Origin of the sequence: Roseateles hydrophilus (assembly GCF_026712245.1) — a bacterium.
GTDB classification, from domain to species: Bacteria; Pseudomonadota; Gammaproteobacteria; order Burkholderiales; family Burkholderiaceae_C; genus Pelomonas; species Pelomonas hydrophilus.
The window spans coordinates 503045-521838 of record NZ_JAPPUY010000001.1; the positions used below are offsets into that span (position 1 = coordinate 503045).

An 18794-nucleotide genomic window follows, 5' to 3' on the forward strand; every position below is an offset into this window, starting at 1 on the left:
GACGCGCTAGCACGGCCGCCGATACTCGCGGCCCATGAAGCCGATGAAGCCCAAGACGCTCTACATCACGCTCAGCACGCTGATGGTGGGCCTGGTGGTGTTGGTTTATGGCGTGCTGATGCTGTACGAGGCCTCGCGCAGCGATGCGTTGATGCTGCAGCAGGCCGGCGCGGCAGCGCGACGCATCGCGCGCGAGGCGGCGGGCGTGGTGGAGGCCGAGCTGCGCCCGGCGCGGGTCAGCGTGGCGCTGCTGGCGGCCGGGCCGCTGGGCCGCGCGGGCGCCGAGGCGGACCTGCCGCAGGTGTTGCCCGAGCTGGCGGCAGCGCTGCGCGGCAATGCGGCTGTCTCGGCCGTCTATGCCGGCACGGTGCAGGGCAGCTTCCTGCTGTTGCGCCGGTTGGGTGACGCGGCCACGCGCCGGCGCATGGATGCGCCGTCCGAGGCCGAGTTCGCGCTGCAGACGGTGCTGCGTGAGGCCTCCGGCGTGCGTGGCCACTACCGGTTCTATGACGGCCAGCTGCGTGAACTGCAGGCGGTGCAACGGCTGGAGTACGACTTCGACCCGCGCACGCGGCCGTGGTTTGCGCTGGCACGTCAGGCCCCGGCGGGCCAGGTCGTGCAGTCAGCGCCCTACCTGTTCTTCACGACCGGCGAGCCCGGGGTCACGCTGGCGCAGGCGCAGGGGGACACGGTCATCGGCGCGGACGTCAGCTTGCAGGCCTTGGCCGAGATGCTGGAAAAGCCGCAGATCAGCCCGTCGGCCGAGCTGCTCATCGCGACGCCAGGCGGCGAGGTGCTGGCGCAGGCACGGCACCGGCCGGGCCTGGCTGAGAGCCGGCGCCTGCCGCAGGTGAAGGAGGCCGGCTCGCCGCTGATGCGTGCGCTGTGGGAGCGGCGTGACGCCCAGGGGCGGCTGGCGGCGGTGGAGACGGTGGACGGCCGCGAGTGGGTCAGCCATGCGCTGCCCTTGGCCAGCAGCTCGGCGGCGGGCGCGCCGCTGGTGCTGCTGATGGCCGCGCCGCGCGATGAGCTGCAGGCCCACCAGATCGAGAGCCGCCGCCATGGCTTCTACATCTCGCTGGCGCTGATGCTGTTGTTGCTGCCGGTGGTGCACCTGCTGGCGGATCGCGTGTCGCGGCCGCTGCGGCTGCTGGCGCGGCAGGCGGAGGCCATCGAGCACTTTGATTTCGACGGCCCCGACCCGGCGCGCAGCCGCATCCGCGAGGTGGACCGGCTGGCCGTGGCGATGACGGCGATGAAGCATTCGCTGCGGCGCTTTCTCGACATCAGCGGTGCGCTGAGCGCGGAGCGCGACTTCGACCGGCTGCTGGACCTCATCCTGCGCGAGACCATCGCCGTGACGGGTGCCAGCGGCGGCGCCGTTCACCTGCTCAGCGAGGATGGCGCCGAACTGGAGCCGGCGGCGGTGTGGCTGCGCGGTGAGCCGCGCCCGGGCGCCGGCCGCAGCTGGGCGCTGAATGCGGCCGACAGCCCGGGTGCGCCGGTGCAGGCGGTGCGCGCCGACGACGCCGTCGAGGTGGACCTGGGCTGGGACGACCCCGCCCACCTGGCGGCCTACGGCGACCTGTTCGCCAGCCTGGGCGTGTCGCGCCTGCGGCTGCTGTCGCTGCCATTGAAGAACCGCAGCCACGAGACCATCGGCACGCTGACGCTGAGCTTCGCCCCGCCCGCCGACGGGCCGCTGCAGCCGCTGGGCGCCGCGCGCGTGGCGTTTGTGCGGGCGCTTTCGGGCACCGCAGCCGTGGCGCTGGACAACCAGCAGCTGCTGCGCTCGCGCAAGGTGCTGCTGCAAAGCTTCATCGAACTGGTGGCTGGCGCCATCGACGCCAAGAGCCCCTACACCGGCGCCCATTGCCAGCGCGTGCCCGAGCTGACCAAGATGCTGGCCCGCGCCGCCTGCGACGCGACCGACGGGCCGTTTGCGGGCTTCGCGATGGATGAGGGGCAGTGGGAGGCGCTGCACATCGCGTCCTGGCTGCACGACTGCGGCAAGGTCACGACGCCGGAGTACGTGGTCGACAAGGCCACCAAGCTGGAGACCATCTACAACCGCATCCACGAGGTGCGCATGCGCTTCGAGGTGCTCAAGCGTGATGCGCTGATCGAGCGGCTGCAGGCGGAACTGGGCGAAGCCGGCAGCGCACGGGCGCAGGCGGCTGCGGCACCGGCCCAGGCAGCGCTGGATGACGACTACGCCTTTGTTGCCGCCTGCAATCAGGGCGGCGAAGGCCTGGCGCCCGAGGCGTTGGCGCGGCTGCGCGAGATCGCCGCACGGCGTTGGCAGCGCACGCTGGACGATGGCCTGGGCCTGTCCATCGCTGAGGCAGCACGGCTGCCGCGCGCGCGGCCGACGCTGCCGGTGTCTGAGCGGCTGCTGCAGGACCGGCCCGAACACCTTGTGCCGCGTCCGGCGGCCGAGCGGCTGGACAGCGGCAACCGCTGGGGTTTCACGCTGGCCCAGCCGGAGCAGCTGTACAACCGCGGCGAGCTGCACAACCTGTCGGTGTCGCGCGGCACGCTCAGCGACGAGGAGCGCTACAAGATCAACGAGCACATCATGCAGACCATCCGCATGCTGGAGTCGCTGCCCTTCACCGGCCCATTGAAAGCCGTGCCGGAGATCGCCGGTGCCCACCACGAGCGCATGGACGGCCGTGGCTACCCGCGCGGCCTGACCGGCGCGGCGATGAGCCCGCAGGCGCGCATGATGGCCATCGCCGATGTTTTTGAGGCGCTGACCGCCGATGACCGCCCCTACAAGCCCGGCAAGCGCCTGTCCGAGGCGCTGGGCCTGATGCGTGCGATGGTGGCCGAGGGCCACCTGGACGGCGAGCTGTTCGCGCTGTTCCTGCGCTCGGGCGTGTGCCTGGCGTTTGCCGCGCGATTCATGCCTGCCGAGCTGGTGGACCTGGACGACGTCAGCGCCTACCTGCCCTGAGGCGCGGGCGCAGGCGCTCAGGCCGCCTGGCGCTGGCCGTGCAGCTGTAACTCGCCGAACAGGTTCTTGGGGTCGGCCATCTGCGGGATCAGGTCCAGCGGCGCGCCCAGCCCCAGCTGGGTGCTGACGTCGCGCAGCAGGCGCAGCGCCGAGAAGTCCTCCAGCGCGAAGCCCACCGAGTCGAACACGGTGACCTGCTCGGGCGCCTCGCGGCCCGGTGCGTCGCCGGCCAGCACGCGCCAGAACTCGGTGACGGGGAAGTCGGCCGGCATCTGCTGCATGTCGCCCTCGATGCGGCTCTGCGGCTCGAACTCGCAGATCACCCGCGCCATCTCCAGCACGCCGCGGTGCAGTTCGGTCTTGCCGGGGCAGTCGCCACCCACGCCGTTGATGTGCATGCCGGGCTCGATCATGTCCGGCGTCAGGATGGTCGCGTTGGTTTTGTCGGCGGTCACGGTGGTGACGATGTCGGCGCCGCGCACGGCCTCGGCGGTGGAGGCGCAGACCGTCAGCGTCAGGCCCGGCGTGCCTTGCAGGTGGCGCACCAGGCGCGCGGTGGCGGCGGTGTCGATGTCGAACAGGCGCAGCTCGCGGATGCCCAGCAGGTGGTGGAAGGCCAGCGCCTGGAACTCGCTCTGCGCGCCGTTGCCGATCAGCGCCATCACGCGGCTGTCGGGCCGGGCCAGGCGCTTGGCCACCATGACGGAGGTGGCCGCGGTGCGCATCGCCGTCGTCAGCGTCAGCTCGGACAGCAGCACCGGCGCGCCGGTGGCCACGTCAGCGAGCACGCCGAAAGCCATCACCGTCGGCAGGCCGACGCGGTGGTTTTTGGGGTGACCGTTGACGTACTTGAAGGTGTACAGGCTGGCATCGGCGATGGGCATCAGCTCGATGACGCCGTCGGCCGAATGGGCAGCGACGCGGGGCGTCTTGTCGAACTCGGCCCAGCGCAGGTAGTCGGCCTCCAGGTAGCCGACGAGGCGGCGCAGTAAATCGGGCAGGCCGACGCGCTGCACGATGCGGGCGATGTCCTGGGTGGTCAGCAGTGTGGTCATGGAGGTCTCCTGAAGTGGTTGATGGCGATTCTTCCGACGCACCTCGCCAAACAGAAGCGCAATTCCTGACAAGGAATGCATTGGTTATTGGCAAAATGGCAGTAGAAATTGCCGATTTGCACAAAATGGATGCCCTGGATCAGCAACTGCTGGCGCTGCTGCGCGCCGATGCCCGTGCCAGCGTCGCGACGCTGGCGGCCAAGCTCAAGGTGTCGCGCGGCACGGTCACCAACCGCATCGCGCGGCTGGAGGACAGTGGCGTCATCACCGGCTACACGGTGCGGCTGCGGCCCGACTCGGTGCCCGACCAGATCACCGCGTGGATGAGCATCACCGTCGAGGGCAACCGCACGCGCGAGGTGGTCGCGATGCTGCTGGGCGAGCCCGGCATCACCGGCCTGTTCGACACCAATGGCCGCTGGGATTTGCTGGCCGAGATCCGCAGCGCCAGCCTGCAGGAGCTGGCCGACGTGCTGGAGCGCGTGCGCCTCATCAAGGGCATTGCCGGCACCGAAACCTCCATCCATCTGCAGAGCTACAAGCTCGGCTGAGCTGGAAACCCAGCTCGGTTATCGTGCCGCCGCTCTCTGCTGTCCTGACCATGATCCCTGTCCTGATCCGCCGCGCCAGCCTCGCGGCCCTGCTCGCGGCGCTTGCCGCCTGTTCCGTGCCCGTGCTGACACCGCAGCAGCCGGTCGTCGTGCCACCCCCCGTGGAGCCTCCACCCGTCATCAAGCCCGCGCCCAAGCCGCCCCGCCTGGGCCTGGCGCTGGGCGGCGGTGCGGCGCGCGGCTTCGCGCACATCGGTGTCATCCAGGTGCTCGAGGAGGCCGGCATCAAGGTCGACTTGGTGGCCGGCACGTCGGCCGGCAGCCTGGTCGCGGCGCTCTATGCGTCCGGCAAGACCGGCAGGGAGATGCAGACGCTGGCCGAGGGCATGGACGAGGGCGCCATCACCGACTGGTCCTTCCCGCTGCGCGGCCTGATCCGTGGCGAAGCGCTGGCACGCTTCATCCGTGACAAGACCGGCGGCAAGGGCATCGAGCAGATGGCGCTGCCGCTGGGCATCGTCGCGACCGACCTGGGCGACGGCTCGGCCGTGCTGTTTCGCAGCGGCGACACGGGCACCGCGGTGCGCGCGTCCAGTGCCGTGCCCGCGGTGTTCCAGCCGGTCAAGATCGGCCAGCGTGAGTACGTGGACGGGGGCCTGGTGTCGCCGGTGCCGGTGCGCTTTGCGCGTGAGATGGGCGCGCAACTCATCATTGCGGTGGATATCTCGTCACCGCCTGAGAAGGACCCGCCCGGCGATGCCTTCCGCATGCTGATGCAGACCTTCGCCATCATGGGGCGCAGCATCAACAGCTTCGAGTTGCGCGATGCCGATGTGCTGGTGCGTCCGCGGCTGGATGGCATTTCCAGCGCCGACTTCACCGCGCGCCGCCGTGCCATCCAAGCCGGCCGTGAGGCGGCGCAGGCCCTGCTGCCGCTGATCAGGCAGCGCATTGCCGAGAAGACGAGATGAATCTCGACATCGAGACGCCGCTGTTCCCGCTGCGCTCGGTGCTGTTTCCCGGCGGCTACCTGCCGCTGCGCATCTTCGAACCGCGCTACCTGGACATGGTGCAGCGCTGCCACGCGCAGGGCCAAGCCTTTGGTGTCGTCGCGCTGACCGAGGGCCAGGAGGTGCGGCAGCGCGACGGGGCTGGCTTCCAGCGCGAGGCGTTCCACGCGGTTGGCACGCTGGCACGCATCGACCACTTCGTGCATGAACAGCCGGGTCTGATCCAGCTGCGCACGCGCGGCACGCAGCGCTTTCGGCTGCGCAGTGCACGCTGCCTGAGCCACGGGCTGTGGGTGGGCACGCTGACGCTGCTGCCGCCGGACGTCGCCGTGCCGGTGCCGGACGACCTGCGCTCCGCCGCACGCCAGTTGCAAGACCTGTTGGAAGGCTGGCGCGAGCGTGCCGGCGCCGAGGAACTGCCGCTGCAACCGCCCTACGACTGGGACGATGCCGGCTGGCTGGCCAACCGGTGGGCCGAACTGCTGCCCATGCCGGCGGATGAGCGCCAGCGCCTGATGGCACTGGACAACCCGCTGTTGCGGCTGGAGCTGGTGGTGGACCGGCTGGACGCGCTCAGCGGTTGAGCCAGTCGGTCAGCACGCGCAGCACATCGTCTCGCTCGGGCTCGTTGAAGAGTTCATGGAACAGGCCCGGCCAGGGCCGTGTCGCGACGACATGGGCCGGCGCCGCTGCCGCAAACGCTTCGCTGCCGCGCGGCGCGACGCAGCGGTCCGCGCCGGCCCACATCAGCAGCGTGCGCAGCTGCCAGCGCGGCGCCGTGGCCAGTACCAGTTCGCCGGCATCGATGATGAAGCGGGTCAGCCGCGCGGTGATACGGTCGTGCACCAGCGGGTCGGCGGTGTAGGCGGCTACCACGGTGGCGTCGCGGCAGATCCAACCAGGCTTCAGCCCGTTGCCCACCGCCAGGCCGGGCGCAAGGTTCTCGGCCAGCGCCAGCGCCAGCTTCTGGCCGCTGGACAGGCCGGCGTCCAGCGCCGGCGATGACAGCACCAGCCCGTCCAGCGGCCGGCTCCAGGCCGCGGGCTGAGTGGCCAGTGCTTCGGCCGCGAAGCGCGCGGCGATCAGGCCGCCCAGGCTGTGGCCCAGCAGCACGAAGGGCAGGGTGGGGCGGCGCGCAGCGTCGATGACGCGCGCGGTGTCGCGCAGCAGTGCGTCGGCGTCGGGGATATCACCCCGGCGCCCCTCGCTGCGGCCATGGCCACGGTGGTCCCAACCATGCACATCCCAGCCGGCAGCGTTCAGCGCGGCGGCCACATGGGCGTAGCGTTCGATGTGCTCACCCAGGCCGTGAACGATGAGGATCTGGCCGCGCGCGGGAGCGCTGGCGGGCCAATGCCGGGTGTGGAGCGTCAGGGCGTCGTCGGTGGTCAGCGTCATCGCGCGAGTGTCACTCAGCGCGCGCAGGCCGGGCGCGGCGCGCAAGTGCAAGGTGTGGACCTGCTGGTTCGCCGCCGAGCCGCGCGCACCGCAACGCAGCCGGCTGGCGTCAGCGCATCAACGCGCTCTGTCGACGAATCGGCACCAGCCGCTCGGCCCGACCGGCGCGCGTCGCGCTGAGGCAACTCTTGCAGCGCCGTGGCGCCACGCTGCGGGCTGTGTTCAGCGCGTGCGCCGCCGCTGCCAGATCGCCAGCATCAGCAGACTGCCCAGCAGCCACTGGGCCCATTGCGCGGGCTCGGGCACCGTGGCCACGGCAAAGCGGAGCGTGTCGCTGCCGCCCACGATGCGGTAGCCCACCATCACATCGGCGCCGCCCGCACCGATGGGCGCGGTCAGTGCCGTGACTTCGGAGAATGGGGCTGCGGCACTGAACGGGTGATCGGCCTCGATCGCCAGCGTCAACATGTTGCCGGCTGGCAGGTCGATGGACATCCCGCTGAGCTGCGTGAAGGTCAGCACCGCGGTGAACCCCAGCCCCACCGGGCTGTTCGTCGGTGCCATGGCGCTGAAGAAGCCGGAGCCCAGTGCGACCGGGGTGGCCCCGGCCTCCACAGCCACCGTCGCGGCGCCAGTCGCGGTGTCGAAACCAAAGCTGGCCTCGCCCTGCACCGCGTACAGCGTTGCCGTGCTGGGCCCGGTCGTGTTCACTTCGAAACGCGCATACAGCGAATGATGGGTTGGCAGGGCCGTGCCACCGGCCACCAGGTAGGCACCGATGTCGATGTAGCCGCGCTCGACGAAATTGCCCGAGTAGTCGGTGAACTGCACCACCGACCATTCCGACCCCGTGAAGCCGGTGGCCTGCACGGGGGCGGTTGCGCCGGCTGCACGGGCGTCGATCGTGACCGTGGTCGCGGCCGCCGCCAAGCCCGGGCTCGCGATCGCAGCGGCCATCAAGGCGCCGGTGGCGGCCCAACGCCGCGCGAACTTCAAGCAGTTGGCCACTGCACGTTGCTCGTTGCGGCCTACCGACGACGACCCAAGCGTGGGCGAGGATCCATGGCAATTCAACATCATCACTCCCTGTGTGTTGGCGCCCGTCTTCACCGGCAGGCTGTGCATGTGATGTGCCAGTTAACAGTAACTGCTGGCGATCAGGCCTGGGGAGGCTAACACCTTCATGACTTGACCCGTACAGGCCGCCACGCTGCGGCCCCGCAAGTCAGGGGATGGCTGTCCCATCACGGCTGCTCTCGCACGGTGTGCGGCGCGTGAGGGGTGTTCCTCCAGCGCCGCCGCCTGATTGCGCGCGCCCATGAAAAAAGCCCGGCGCATGCACCGGGCTTGTCTTGCGTGGACGCTGGCCGGCTTCAGGCGGCAGCGCGCTTGGCGGTGCGGGCCGCCGTCTGCGTGGCTTTGACGGCTTGCGTGGTGGCGGCTTGGAAGTTGGCTTCTGCGACTTCGACGGCCTGCTTGGTGGCCTTGTGCACCGACTCGAAGGCGTTGTTCGCAGCGGCGACGGCAGACTTCACCAGCGCGACGGCGTTCTCGGTGCCGGCCGGGGCGTTCTTGGCGGCCGTGTCCACCATCGTCGAGAAGGTCTTCTGCGCATCGGCGAACTGGCTCTCAGCCACCTTGGCGACTTCGGCGCCGGTGCTGGAGGCGATGTCGTAGATGTGGCGGCTGTAGGAGGCAGCCTTCTCGGCGGTGGGTTGCAGCAGCGCGGCCTGCAGCGACAGCAGTTCCTGCGCGTCCTTCACCGACATGGCAGCGTTGGTGGTGTCGGCGGCCTCGCTCAGCGCGGTCTTGGCGACCTGCAGGTTCAGCTCGACGAGCTTCTCGACGCCTTCGAATGCCTTGTTCGTCAGGCCGAAGAGGGTTTCGACGTTGGCCTTGTGAGCGGCGAGGATCTGTTCAGCGGTCAGCATGGTGGAACTCCGATTTCGAGTGGTTGAACCGATTGCTGTGCTTGATTGCTGCACTGCAACATGACTCGAATCATAGGGGTGTGCCGCCGGATTGCAAGTCTTTTTTGTGCGCTGCAACAAATTAGGGGTGTCTCCCGCTTTGATGCGGCGCTGCTACCGTGGCGGCCATGCTGGCTTTCCATTCCGATGCCCACAGCCTGGCGCTGCCGCCGGGCCACCGCTTCCCGCAGTCCAAGTACCGCCTGCTGCGTGAGCACTTCGAGCGCGAGCCCGGCCTCTTGCGCATGCAGCCGGCGCCAGCGGCGGATGAGGGCGAACTGCTGCTGGCCCACACGCCGGACTACGTCGACGCCGTGCTGGGCGGCACGCTGAGCGCGGCACAGCAGCGTGAGATTGGCTTCCCGTGGAGCCCGTCAATGGCGGAGCGCTCGCGCCGTTCGGTCGGCGCCAGCATCGCTGCCGCGCGTGCCGCGCTGGCTGAGGGGGTGGCGGCCAACATGGCCGGCGGCACGCACCATGCCTATGCGGACAAGGGCTCGGGCTATTGCGTGTTCAACGATGTCGCCGTGGCGGCCCGGTTGATGCAGGTGGAGTGGGCGCGGGCGCATCGTCATCTGCTGGGTGTGCTGGTGATCGATCTGGACGTTCACCAGGGCAATGGCACGGCGGCCATCTTTCGCGATGACGACTCGGTGTTCACCTTCTCCATGCACGGCGAGAAGAACTTTCCGTTCCGCAAGGAGCCGAGTGACCTGGATGTGGGGCTGCCGGACGGCTGCGGCGATGCGGACTACCTGGCTGCGCTGGACGAGGCGCTGGCCACCGTCTGGCGCCGCTGCCAGCCCGGCCTGGCTTTCTACCTGGCCGGCGCCGACCCGCACGAGGGCGACCGCCTGGGGCGGCTCAAGCTCACCCACGCCGGCCTGGCCGAGCGCGACCGGCGCGTGTTGACGGCGCTGCGCGAGCGCGGCATCCCGGTCGCGCTGAGCATGGCCGGCGGTTACGGGCATGACCTGGCGACCACCGTGGCCGCGCAGGTGACGACGCTGAACCTCGCGGCCGAGGCCTGGGCGGCTAGCGCACGCGGAACTGGCTGACCACCTGCGCCAGCCGCTGCGCCTGTTCGCGCAGCGACTCGGCTGCTGCGGCGCTTTCCTCGACGAGGGCGGCGTTCTGCTGCGTCATGTCGTCCACCTGGTTGACCGCCTGCGTCACATCGGCGATGCCCTGGCTCTGGGCGGACGCGCTGGCGCTGATCTCACCCATGATGTCGGTCACGCGCTGGACGGCGCCGACGATCTCTCCCATCGTCGCGCCGGCTTCCTGCACGTGGCGGGCGCCGGACTCGACGCGTTCCACGCTGGCGCTGATCAGCGTCTTGATTTCCTTGGCGGCCGTGGCGCTGCGGCCCGCAAGGCTGCGCACCTCGCCCGCCACCACGGCGAAGCCCCGGCCCTGCTCGCCGGCCCGCGCGGCCTCCACAGCAGCGTTCAGCGCGAGGATGTTGGTCTGGAACGCGATCTCGTCGATGACGCCGATGATGTCGGCGATGCGCTTGCTGGAGGCAGCGATGTCGTTCATCGTGTCCACCACCTGCTGCACGACGCTGCCACCGCGGTGCGCCACGTCGGCCGCCGAAGTCGCGAGCTGATTGGCCGTCTGTGCATGCGCGGAGCTTAGCTGCACGGTGCCGGTCAGTTGGGCCATGGATGAGCTTGTCACCTCCAGGCTGGACGCTGTCTGCTCGGTGCGTACATTGAGCTCCTGGTTGCCGGAGGCGATCTCGGCGGACGCGGTGCGGATGTAGTCCGCCACCTGCATCACATCGCCCACGGTGCTGCCCAGCTGTTCGCACATCTGGTTCAGCGCCTGCATCAGGCCGGCCAATTCATCCTTGCCCAGCGGCGTGGCACGCTGCGTGAGGTCGCCCGCTGCCACGGCCTGGGCCAGCGACAGGGAGGCGTTCACGTCGGCGGCGATCTTGCGCTGGTTGATCAGCAGCAGCCCCATGCCGGCGCCAGCGGCCAGCAGTGACACCAGTGCAAACAGCCAGGCGCCGCGGCGGGCGTGGTCCTGCTGGCTGCTGGCCGTGGCCTGTTGTTCTTCGCTCAGGCTGTGCACCACCTTGCCGATCAGTGTCGCCACGTCCTTGTAGCGTGCCTGGGCCTCCTGCATGGCGGCCACGCCGGTGTTGGGATCCACCGAGGCGAGGTCGACGGCGCCATCGGCCTTGCCCAGATAGGCCTGCAGTAGCGCCGGGCATTGCTTGATGAGCGCATCCGCATCGGGAGGCACGCCGTCCATGCTGGCGAGCGTGTTCAGCGTGCGCGTGACACCCTCCACCTGAGCCTTCAACTCGGCGCGCGCCGCCTTGACCTGGCCGTCGTCCATGGAGCCGATCAGCGCGAGGGTGCGGAACACGCCGCCGTGCATTTCGCCTACCTGCGTCTGCACGGCCACCATGGTCATGAAGAGCTCATTGCGTTGCTGGCTGGCGGCATTGCTGCTCACGACCTCGCGCAGGGAATACCAGTTATTGCCCAGCCCAATGGCCAGCACGATGGCCAGCGCCGCCATCGGGGGCAGCAGCATCTTGGCGGCGAGTTTCATCGTCTACCCCCGGGGAGTGCGTCGGGCCTGTTTACTTGTAGACGCCGCCGCAGACGATGGTCTCGTCCAGCCGCTCGCAGTACATCTGCTTGGGTTCGATCTTCTTGTTCGTCGGGTTGGTGAACTTGTAGTCCTGCCAGAAGCCGTTGGGTTTGGAGCGCCCCAGCTCCGTGCGCTCCCGCACGAAGGCCTTGCCGTCGATGTCCTTGAGGTCGATCAGGTCGCGGCCCACCTGCTTGGGATTGGCGCCATGTGCCAGGCACTTGCCGTCCAGGCCGTAGACGACGAGGTAGAGGTCGTGCTTGATGAACTGCGCGTCCTTGCCGGTGATGTCGGCATAGGCCTTGTCCTTGCCGAGGGCCTTGATGTGGGCAATGCCCTTCTTGACCATGGCCACCGCGTCGTCCTTGGTGGCGTTCTGCGCCAGGGCGGTGGGGCTGCCGATCAAGGCGGCGCAGGCGAGGGCAAGCGAGGCGAGATTGCGGTGCATGCGGATGCTCCTTCCGAGCGTTGTGAAGCCGTTGCCAGCCGACGCCTCCGCGTGAGGCGTCCGCCGGTGCCCGACCTGGGCGATGCAGTGTCTACCGGTCAAATTGCGCCGGGCAAGTGCAAAAGTCGCAATCCATTGCCGGGCCATGCGCCGATGGCCGCATGGAAGAATGCGCCGCATGACGCGACCACAGCCCGATGACCGCCAGGCCTACCCGCAGTTCGTGCCGCTCACGACGAGGTGGATGGACAACGATGTGTATGGCCACCTGAACAACGTCGTGTACTACAGCCTGTTCGACACGGCGGTGAACCGCCTGCTCATCGATGCCGGCGCGCTGGACCTGCATGCCGGCACGGTCATCGGCTTGGTGGTGGAGACGCACTGCAATTTCTTCGAGTCGCTGGCCTTCCCGCAGCGCATCGAGGCCGGTGTGCGCGTGGCGCACCAGGGCCGCTCCAGCGTGCGCTACGAGATCGGCCTGTTTGCCGAAGGCGCCGAGCGCTGCGCGGCGCGCGGTCACTTCGTGCATGTGTACGTGGACCGCGACACGCGCCGCCCGGTGGCCGAGTTGCCCCCGGCTTATCTGCAAGCCCTGCAAGCACTGACCCCGTGAGCGGGGACGAGGAGCTGACATGCGCAAGAAGATCCTGATCGCCCGCCGGGCGCCCGCTGATGTCGTCGAGCGCCTGGCTGCGCACTTCGAGGTTGACGCCGTCGAGGGCGACGGCGTGCTGGCGCCCGACGACCTGCGCGCCCGGCTGCAGGGCAAAGCCGGCGCCTACATCACCGGCACCGAGCGCATCAGCGCCGAGCTGCTGGCCGCCTGCCCCGAGCTGCGCGCCGTCTGCACGATGAGCGTGGGCTACAACCACATCGACCTGGCCGCCTGCACGGCGCGTGGCGTGCTGGTCACCAACACGCCCGATGTGCTGACCGAGACCACGGCCGACCTCGGCTTCGCGCTCCTGATGGCCACCGCCCGCCGCATGAGCGAGGGCGAGCGCCTGCTGCGCGACGGGCAGTGGAAGAGCTGGTCCTGGGACTTCCTGGCCGGCGCCGAGGTGCATGGCACGACGCTGGGCATCCTCGGCATGGGCCGCATCGGCCAGGCGCTGGCGCGGCGCGGGCGTTTCGGCTTCGGCATGGACATCGCGTACCACAACCGTTCCCGGCTGCCCGCCGACACCGAGCACGAGCTGGGCGCGCGCTACCTCAGCAAGGACGAGCTGCTGCGCCAGGCTGATCACCTGGTGCTGGTGTTGCCGTACTCTGCCGCATCTCACCACTGCATCGCCGCCGCCGAGCTGGCGCTGATGAAGCGCACGGCCACGCTGGTCAACATCGCCCGGGGCGGCATCGTCGACGAGGACGCGCTGGCGGCCGCGCTGCGCGAGCGCCGCATCGCTGCTGCGGGCCTGGACGTCTTCGAGGGCGAGCCGCGGGTCAACCCCGCGCTGCTGACGCTGCCCAACATCGTGCTCATTCCCCACATCGGCAGTGCCACGCTGCCCACCCGCCTGGCCATGGCCCGCCTGGCGGCCGACAACCTCGTGGCCGCGCTGACCGGCGCAACGCCTCCCACCCCCCTGAATCCCGAAGTGCTGCCCCTGTGATGAAACGCCGTCTGCTGTACGTACTGGCGCTGCTGCCCGCGCTGGCCCTGGCCCAGAAGAAGCCTGCCCCCCCGCCGCCCGCGCCGGCGCCTGAGGCCGCCGTTGAGGACAAGACGCCGCGCGATCCCAACAAGTTCGCCGCGCTGTCCCTGCTGGGTGACAGCGTGCAACTGCTGAACCTGACGCCTGCGCGCGGCGACACGGTGCAGGCTGGTGAATGGACTGCACGCCCTGCCAGCAGCCTGGACAACGCGGTGCTGCAGGCGCTGAACACGGCCGTCAAGGCTGGCGATGACAAGCGCGAGGTGAAGCTCTACACGTCCACCACGCGCAGCCTGTTCGGCGACCCCGCCAAGCTCTTCGTCGACGGCAAGCTCAGCCTGCCCGGCAACCTGGCCGCGGCGGTGCGCTCGGCCGGGGCGGGCAAGCTGCTGCTGGTCACCCGCAGTCAGCAGGAGCCGGGCCTGATCGCGGCGCTGCCGGCGCGCATCTACACCCCGCTGGAAGGCCCGGGCTTTGTGCTGGATCAGCGGCCCAGTGCCCAGATCGGTTTCGACGGTCAGGCCGGGTTGCCGGTGTTCGCGTCCTATGTGTCCATCCGTGTGGCGCTCATCGACCTGGGCGACATGCGGCTGCGCCGCGAGCAGTCGCTGGCGGTCGGCACGCGCCTGCCGGTGAGCCGCGAGGCCAGCGCCAACCCCTGGGCTGCCACCACGCCGGAGCAGCGCATGCAGGCGCTGGAGGCGCTGATCGAGGCGGAACTGCCCAAGGCGGTGAAGGGCTTGGTCGCGCCTTGAGGGGGGAGGTCGAGGCACGGTCTGCGTGAGGCGTCGTAGCCCTGCGGCGACAATCGCCGCATGACCGTGATCGATGTGCTCTTGCTGGGCTTGCTGGCCCTGGTTCTCTTCCTGGTGGTGCTGATTTGGGCACGTCAGAAGGCGCCGCAGGGCGTGCCGCCCGAGCTGCTGCAGAGCAATGAACGGCTGGAGCGCGAACTGCGCGATGAGCTGGGCCGCAGCGCCAGCGGCACGCGCCAGGAGCTGCTGCAGGGCCTGGCCCAGTTCCAGCAGGTGCTGACGCAAGGACTGCAGGGCAGCAACCAGTCGCTGGCGCAGCAGGCGCTGGCCGCGCGCGAGGCGCAGGACAGCGCCGCGCTGCGCAGCGCTCAGGCGCAGGCAGAGTCCATGCAAAAGCTGGGCGATGCGATGCGGGAGCAACTGCAGGCTCTGTCCAAGACCAATGACCAGCGCCTGGCTGAGCTGCGCCTGACCGTGGAGCAGCGCCTGACCGCCATCCAGCAGGACAACGAGAAGAAGCTGGAGCAGATGCGTGCCACCGTGGACGAGAAACTGCACGCCACGCTGGAGCAGCGCCTGGGTGAAAGCTTCAAGCAGGTGGCCGAGCGGCTGGAGCAGGTGCACAAGGGCCTGGGCGAAATGCAGAACCTGGCGCGCGACGTCGGCTCGCTGAACCGCGTGCTGACCAATGTGAAGACCCGCGGCGTGTTCGGCGAGGTGCAGCTGGCCGGCCTGCTGGACCAGGTGTTCACGCCCGAGCAGTACGCGGCCAATGTGGCCACGCTGCCGGGCTCGTCGGAGCGGGTGGAGTTCGCGATCTCGCTGCCCGGGCAGCGCGACGATGGCCAGCCGCTGTGGCTGCCCATCGACGCCAAGTTCCCGCGCGAGGACTACGAGCGCCTGCTGGATGCGCAGGAGCGCGCCGATGCCGCCGCCGCCGAGGCCTCGGCCAAGGCCATCGAGACGCGGCTGCGGCTGGAGGCCAAGACCATCCGCGACAAGTACATCGGCCCGCCGCACACCACCGACTTCGCCATCCTCTTCGTGCCCACCGAGGGCCTGTATGCCGAGGCGCTGCGCCGCCCCGGCCTGCTGGAGAGCCTGCAGCGCGAGCACAAGGTGATGCTGTGCGGCCCGACTACGCTGCTCGCCACGCTGACCAGCCTGCAGATGGGCTTCCGCACGCTGGCGCTGGAGAAGCGCTCGGCCGAGGTCTGGGAGGTGCTGGGCGCCGTGAAGACCGAGTTCGGCAAGTTCGGCGATGTGCTGGCCAGGGCCAAGAAGAAGCTGGAGGAAGCCGGCAACACGCTGGAGGCTGCTGAGGTGCGCACGCGGGCGATGACGCGCAAGCTCAAGGGCGTGGAGGCGCTGCCCGATGACGCGACGCAGCAGCTGCTGAAGCTGGCGCAGGCCGAGGACGCCGAGTGAGCGAGCCGGCCGGCCCGGCCCCCGCGCAGCGCATGCGCGACGCCTTCTGGTGGCTGATCGCCACCATGATCTGCGTGCACGCCTGCATGGCGACGACGCGGGTGACGGCGAGCCTGTGGGTGCTCAAGCAGGGCTATGGCGAGGCGTCGGTGGGCATGCTGCTGAGCCTGTTCGCCGTGGCGCCCATCGTGCTGTCGCTGTGGGCTGGTCGGCTGGCCGACCGCCACGGGCTGCACCGGCCGGTGGGCGTGGGCGTGCTGCTGGCCTTTGTCGGCGCCGTGCTGGCGCTGGCCATCCCGCAGCTGTGGGCGATTGCGACCGGCTGCCTGCTGTGCGGCGGCGCGGTGGCGATGGCGGGCGTGGCCATGCAGCGCGAGGCCGGGCTGATGGCCCAGGAGCCGGGCGAGCTGAAGAAGATCTTCAGCTGGATGGCGTTGGGGCCGGCGCTGTCCAACGCGCTGTCGCCCGTCATTGCCGGCCTGCTGATCGACCATGTCGGCATGAGCGCCGGCTTCGCCTTCGCGGCGCTGCTGCCGCTGCTGGCCTGGGCGCTGGCCCGCAAGGTGCCGCGCAACCCGCCCAAGGTGTACACGAAGAGCTTCCGAGAGCGCGCGGCCTGGGATCTGTTCCGCCTGCCGGCCTACCGGCGCCTGCTCATCGTCAACCTGGCGCTGTCGGCAGGGTGGGATGCGCACAGCTTCGTGGTGCCCGTCGTGGGCCATGCGCGCGGGCTGTCGGCGGCCAGCATCGGCCTGGTGCTGGGCAGCTTCGCGGTGGCGGCGACGCTGGTGCGGCTGGCCATCGTGCGCTTCGCCGACGACATCGACGAGGCCAAGGCCCTGCGCGCCGCGATGGCGCTGGCCATGCTGACCTTCATGGCCTATGCGTGGCTGCCCGGCACGCTGGGGCTGGTGGCGGGCTCGGCGCTGCTGGGTGTGGCGCTGGGCTCGGTGCAGCCGATGGTGCTGGCGATGCTGCACCGCGCCACGCCGCATGAGCGCCACGGCCAGGCGCTGGGCCTGCGCATGCTGACGCTGAACGGCGCAACCGTGGGCATGCCCGTGGGCTTTGGCATGCTGGCCGCCACCACGGCGCTGGCCGCGCCCATGTGGCTGATGGCCGGCATCCTGTTGCTCGCACAGTTGCCCGCGCGGCGGCTGTAGCAGGCCCCTATACGGCCGACACGCAAGACCTGGCTTGCGCGATCGCAAGCCCAAGGGCTGAGGTGCGTTGCCACAGCGCGCCACTAACCCTTTCCCTTTTGGGACGGCCTGCGCGATCATGAAGTGGGAGGCAGTGCGGCTGCGCTGGCCTGAACGTGCCCATCAATGCGAACAGCTGGAGGTGATATGCGCGTCAATCAGCCCGTGACTCAGCGGGAGTTCGAGTTCCCAGCGGATGCGACCCTGATGTCGACCACCGATCCGCAGAGCCACGTGAAGTACGCCAACGACGCCTTTGTGTCGGTCAGCGGCTTCACGCGCGAAGAAATCATTGGCCAGCCGCATAACTTTGTGCGCCACCCCGACATGCCGGAGGCCGCCTTCGCCGACATGTGGGCCACGCTCAAGGGCGGCGAACCCTGGACCGGCCTGGTCAAGAACCGCCGCAAGGATGGCGATCACTACTGGGTGCATGCCAACGCGATCCCCATCGTGCGCGGCGGCCGCACGCAGGGCTATATGTCGGTGCGCACGCGGGCGACGCGTGAGGAGTCTGCGTCCGCAGAGAAGCTGTACGCCGAGATGCGCGCCGGCCGCGCGGGCGTGCGCATGCACAAGGGCTTGCTGCTGGGCAATTCGGCCGTGGCGGCCTTGTTCAACTGGCGCAAGACGCTGGGCGCGCGCGGGCGCATCCGGCTCACGCTGTCACTGGTGTGGCTGGCCATGCTGCTGGTGGGCATCCCGCTCGCGTCCGACATGACGGCGCTGGCCCGCCTGGCGGTGGTGGTGGGTGTGGGCATGATCATCACGGCCATCGTCTTCGAGCAGATGTTTGCGCGGCCGCTGGAGGAGCTGAAGCGGCAGGCGCTGGCGGTGGCAACGGGCGCGCATCAGGACGTGTCCAGCATGGACCGCGTCGACGAAATCGGCATGAGCATGCGCTGTGTCAGCCAGTTGGGGCTGATGTTCCGCTGGCTGGTGAACGACGTCAGCCAGCAGGTGGTGAACCTGCAGACGGCTGTCAACGAGATCGCCAAGGGCAACGAGGACCTGAGCTCGCGCACCGAGCAGGCCGCCTCCAGCCTGGAGCAGACCGCCGCGTCCATGGAACAGATGAACGCCACCGTCAAGAACAATGCCGACACGGCGCAGCAGGCCAACGAGCTGTCGGGCCAAGCCAGCACGGCGGCAGCGCAGGGCGGCGAAGCGATGGCGCAGGTGGTGGCGCGCATGGGCGACATCAGCAGCAGTTCGCGGCGCATCGCGGACATCATCGGCGTCATCGACGGCATTGCCTTCCAGACCAACATCCTGGCGCTCAATGCGGCCGTCGAAGCCGCACGGGCCGGCGAGCAGGGGCGCGGCTTTGCGGTGGTGGCAGGCGAGGTGCGCAACCTGGCCCAGCGCAGCGCCGAGGCAGCCAAGGAGATCAAGTCGCTGATCGGCGCCAGCGTGGAGCAGGTCGAGGCGGGCTCGCGCTTGGTGGACGGCGCGGGGCAGGCGATGGAAGAGATCATGGGCAAGGTGCAGCGCGTGTCGGACCTGATCAGCGAGATCAGCGGCTCGGTGCGCGAGCAGAGCACTGGCATCGCGCAGGTGGGCCAGGCGGTCAGTCACCTGGACCAGGTCACGCAGCAGAACGCGGCGCTGGTGGAGGAGAGCACCGCCGCGTCCTACAGCTTGCAGCAGCAGGCGGCCAGCCTGGTGGCGGCGGTCGGCGTGTTCCGGTGATGCACAGCGGCTGTGGCCGGCGGGTGACCGGCCAAGCCGCCGTTGGGCACTGACG

The 18794-nt window shown here is 69.5% G+C and carries 18 protein-coding genes; 12 read left to right on the plus strand and 6 right to left on the minus strand.

Annotated features, from left to right (window positions below; translation table 11 throughout):
* Positions 1 to 34: 34 nt before the first annotated feature.
* Positions 35 to 2959, plus strand: coding sequence for an HD domain-containing phosphohydrolase (locus NYO99_RS02260; protein WP_268165475.1), 2925 nt, complete (start codon positions 35 to 37; stop codon positions 2957 to 2959).
* A gap of 17 nt (positions 2960 to 2976) precedes the next feature.
* Here NYO99_RS02260 and NYO99_RS02265 read toward each other — a convergent pair whose 3' ends face one another.
* Positions 2977 to 4014, minus strand: a complete 1038-nt coding sequence (locus NYO99_RS02265) for an ornithine cyclodeaminase (RefSeq protein ID WP_268165476.1) — start codon at positions 4012 to 4014, stop codon at positions 2977 to 2979.
* A gap of 125 nt (positions 4015 to 4139) precedes the next feature.
* Between NYO99_RS02265 and NYO99_RS02270 the strand changes: the two genes are divergently transcribed.
* The 3 genes from NYO99_RS02270 to NYO99_RS02280 are packed head-to-tail and all read left to right on the plus strand — an operon-like array spanning position 4140 to position 6159.
* Positions 4140 to 4565: an Lrp/AsnC family transcriptional regulator gene (locus tag NYO99_RS02270; RefSeq protein WP_268165477.1), complete on the plus strand. Its 426-nt coding sequence runs from the start codon at positions 4140 to 4142 to the stop codon at positions 4563 to 4565.
* 50 nt (positions 4566 to 4615) lie between these two features.
* Positions 4616 to 5536: a patatin-like phospholipase family protein gene (locus NYO99_RS02275; RefSeq protein ID WP_268165478.1), complete on the plus strand. Its 921-nt coding sequence runs from the start codon at positions 4616 to 4618 to the stop codon at positions 5534 to 5536.
* Positions 5533 to 6159, plus strand: coding sequence for an LON peptidase substrate-binding domain-containing protein (locus NYO99_RS02280; RefSeq protein WP_268165479.1), 627 nt, complete (start codon positions 5533 to 5535; stop codon positions 6157 to 6159). The genes NYO99_RS02275 and NYO99_RS02280 overlap by 4 nt, the downstream gene beginning before the upstream one ends.
* Here the strand turns inward: NYO99_RS02280 and NYO99_RS02285 are convergent.
* Together NYO99_RS02285 and NYO99_RS02290 are read right to left on the minus strand one after the other, a co-directional pair.
* Positions 6149 to 6973, minus strand: coding sequence for an alpha/beta hydrolase (locus tag NYO99_RS02285; RefSeq protein ID WP_268165480.1), 825 nt, complete (start codon positions 6971 to 6973; stop codon positions 6149 to 6151). The genes NYO99_RS02280 and NYO99_RS02285 overlap by 11 nt on opposite strands.
* Before the next feature lie 222 nt (positions 6974 to 7195).
* Positions 7196 to 7804, minus strand: a complete 609-nt coding sequence (locus tag NYO99_RS02290; protein ID WP_268165481.1) for a hypothetical protein — start codon at positions 7802 to 7804, stop codon at positions 7196 to 7198.
* On the opposite strand from NYO99_RS02290, the gene NYO99_RS02295 reads away from it, so the two are divergent.
* On the plus strand, positions 7794 to 8102 hold the full coding sequence (locus NYO99_RS02295) for a hypothetical protein (protein ID WP_268165482.1): 309 nt from the start codon (positions 7794 to 7796) through the stop codon (positions 8100 to 8102). The genes NYO99_RS02290 and NYO99_RS02295 overlap by 11 nt on opposite strands.
* A gap of 244 nt (positions 8103 to 8346) precedes the next feature.
* On the opposite strand, the gene NYO99_RS02300 is transcribed toward NYO99_RS02295, so the two are convergent.
* Positions 8347 to 8904 carry a phasin family protein gene (locus tag NYO99_RS02300; protein ID WP_268165483.1) on the minus strand — a complete coding sequence of 186 codons (558 nt, stop codon included), beginning with the start codon at positions 8902 to 8904 and terminating at the stop codon, positions 8347 to 8349.
* A gap of 167 nt (positions 8905 to 9071) precedes the next feature.
* Between NYO99_RS02300 and NYO99_RS02305 the strand changes: the two genes are divergently transcribed.
* The gene (locus tag NYO99_RS02305; RefSeq protein ID WP_268165484.1) at positions 9072 to 10001 is read left to right on the plus strand and encodes a histone deacetylase family protein; all 930 of its coding nucleotides are present in this window, start codon (positions 9072 to 9074) and stop codon (positions 9999 to 10001) included.
* Here NYO99_RS02305 and NYO99_RS21335 read toward each other — a convergent pair.
* Complete coding sequence (locus NYO99_RS21335) at positions 9979 to 11514, minus strand: methyl-accepting chemotaxis protein (protein ID WP_326494816.1); 1536 nt, start codon at positions 11512 to 11514, stop codon at positions 9979 to 9981. The two genes, NYO99_RS02305 and NYO99_RS21335, sit on opposite strands and share 23 nt — an antisense overlap.
* Before the next feature lie 31 nt (positions 11515 to 11545).
* Positions 11546 to 12004, minus strand: a complete 459-nt coding sequence (locus NYO99_RS02315; protein ID WP_268165485.1) for a cache domain-containing protein — start codon at positions 12002 to 12004, stop codon at positions 11546 to 11548.
* Between the two features lie 178 nt (positions 12005 to 12182).
* Between NYO99_RS02315 and NYO99_RS02320 the strand changes: the two genes are divergently transcribed.
* The 6 genes from NYO99_RS02320 (at position 12183) to NYO99_RS02345 (ending at position 18739) form a co-directional block, all read left to right on the plus strand.
* Positions 12183 to 12620 carry an acyl-CoA thioesterase gene (locus NYO99_RS02320; protein ID WP_268165486.1) on the plus strand — a complete coding sequence of 146 codons (438 nt, stop codon included), beginning with the start codon at positions 12183 to 12185 and terminating at the stop codon, positions 12618 to 12620.
* Positions 12621 to 12639: 19 nt separating this feature from the next.
* Positions 12640 to 13620, plus strand: coding sequence for a 2-hydroxyacid dehydrogenase (locus tag NYO99_RS02325; protein WP_268165487.1), 981 nt, complete (start codon positions 12640 to 12642; stop codon positions 13618 to 13620).
* Positions 13620 to 14417, plus strand: a complete 798-nt coding sequence (locus NYO99_RS02330) for a hypothetical protein (protein WP_268165488.1) — start codon at positions 13620 to 13622, stop codon at positions 14415 to 14417. Before NYO99_RS02325 ends, NYO99_RS02330 begins: the two co-directional genes overlap by 1 nt.
* A gap of 60 nt (positions 14418 to 14477) precedes the next feature.
* The gene (locus NYO99_RS02335; protein WP_268165489.1) at positions 14478 to 15845 is read left to right on the plus strand and encodes a DNA recombination protein RmuC; all 1368 of its coding nucleotides are present in this window, start codon (positions 14478 to 14480) and stop codon (positions 15843 to 15845) included.
* Positions 15842 to 17008, plus strand: a complete 1167-nt coding sequence (locus NYO99_RS02340) for an MFS transporter (protein ID WP_268165490.1) — start codon at positions 15842 to 15844, stop codon at positions 17006 to 17008. Before NYO99_RS02335 ends, NYO99_RS02340 begins: the two co-directional genes overlap by 4 nt.
* A 186-nt stretch (positions 17009 to 17194) precedes the next feature.
* Positions 17195 to 18739, plus strand: a complete 1545-nt coding sequence (locus tag NYO99_RS02345) for a methyl-accepting chemotaxis protein (protein WP_268165491.1) — start codon at positions 17195 to 17197, stop codon at positions 18737 to 18739.
* Positions 18740 to 18794 lie beyond the last annotated feature (55 nt).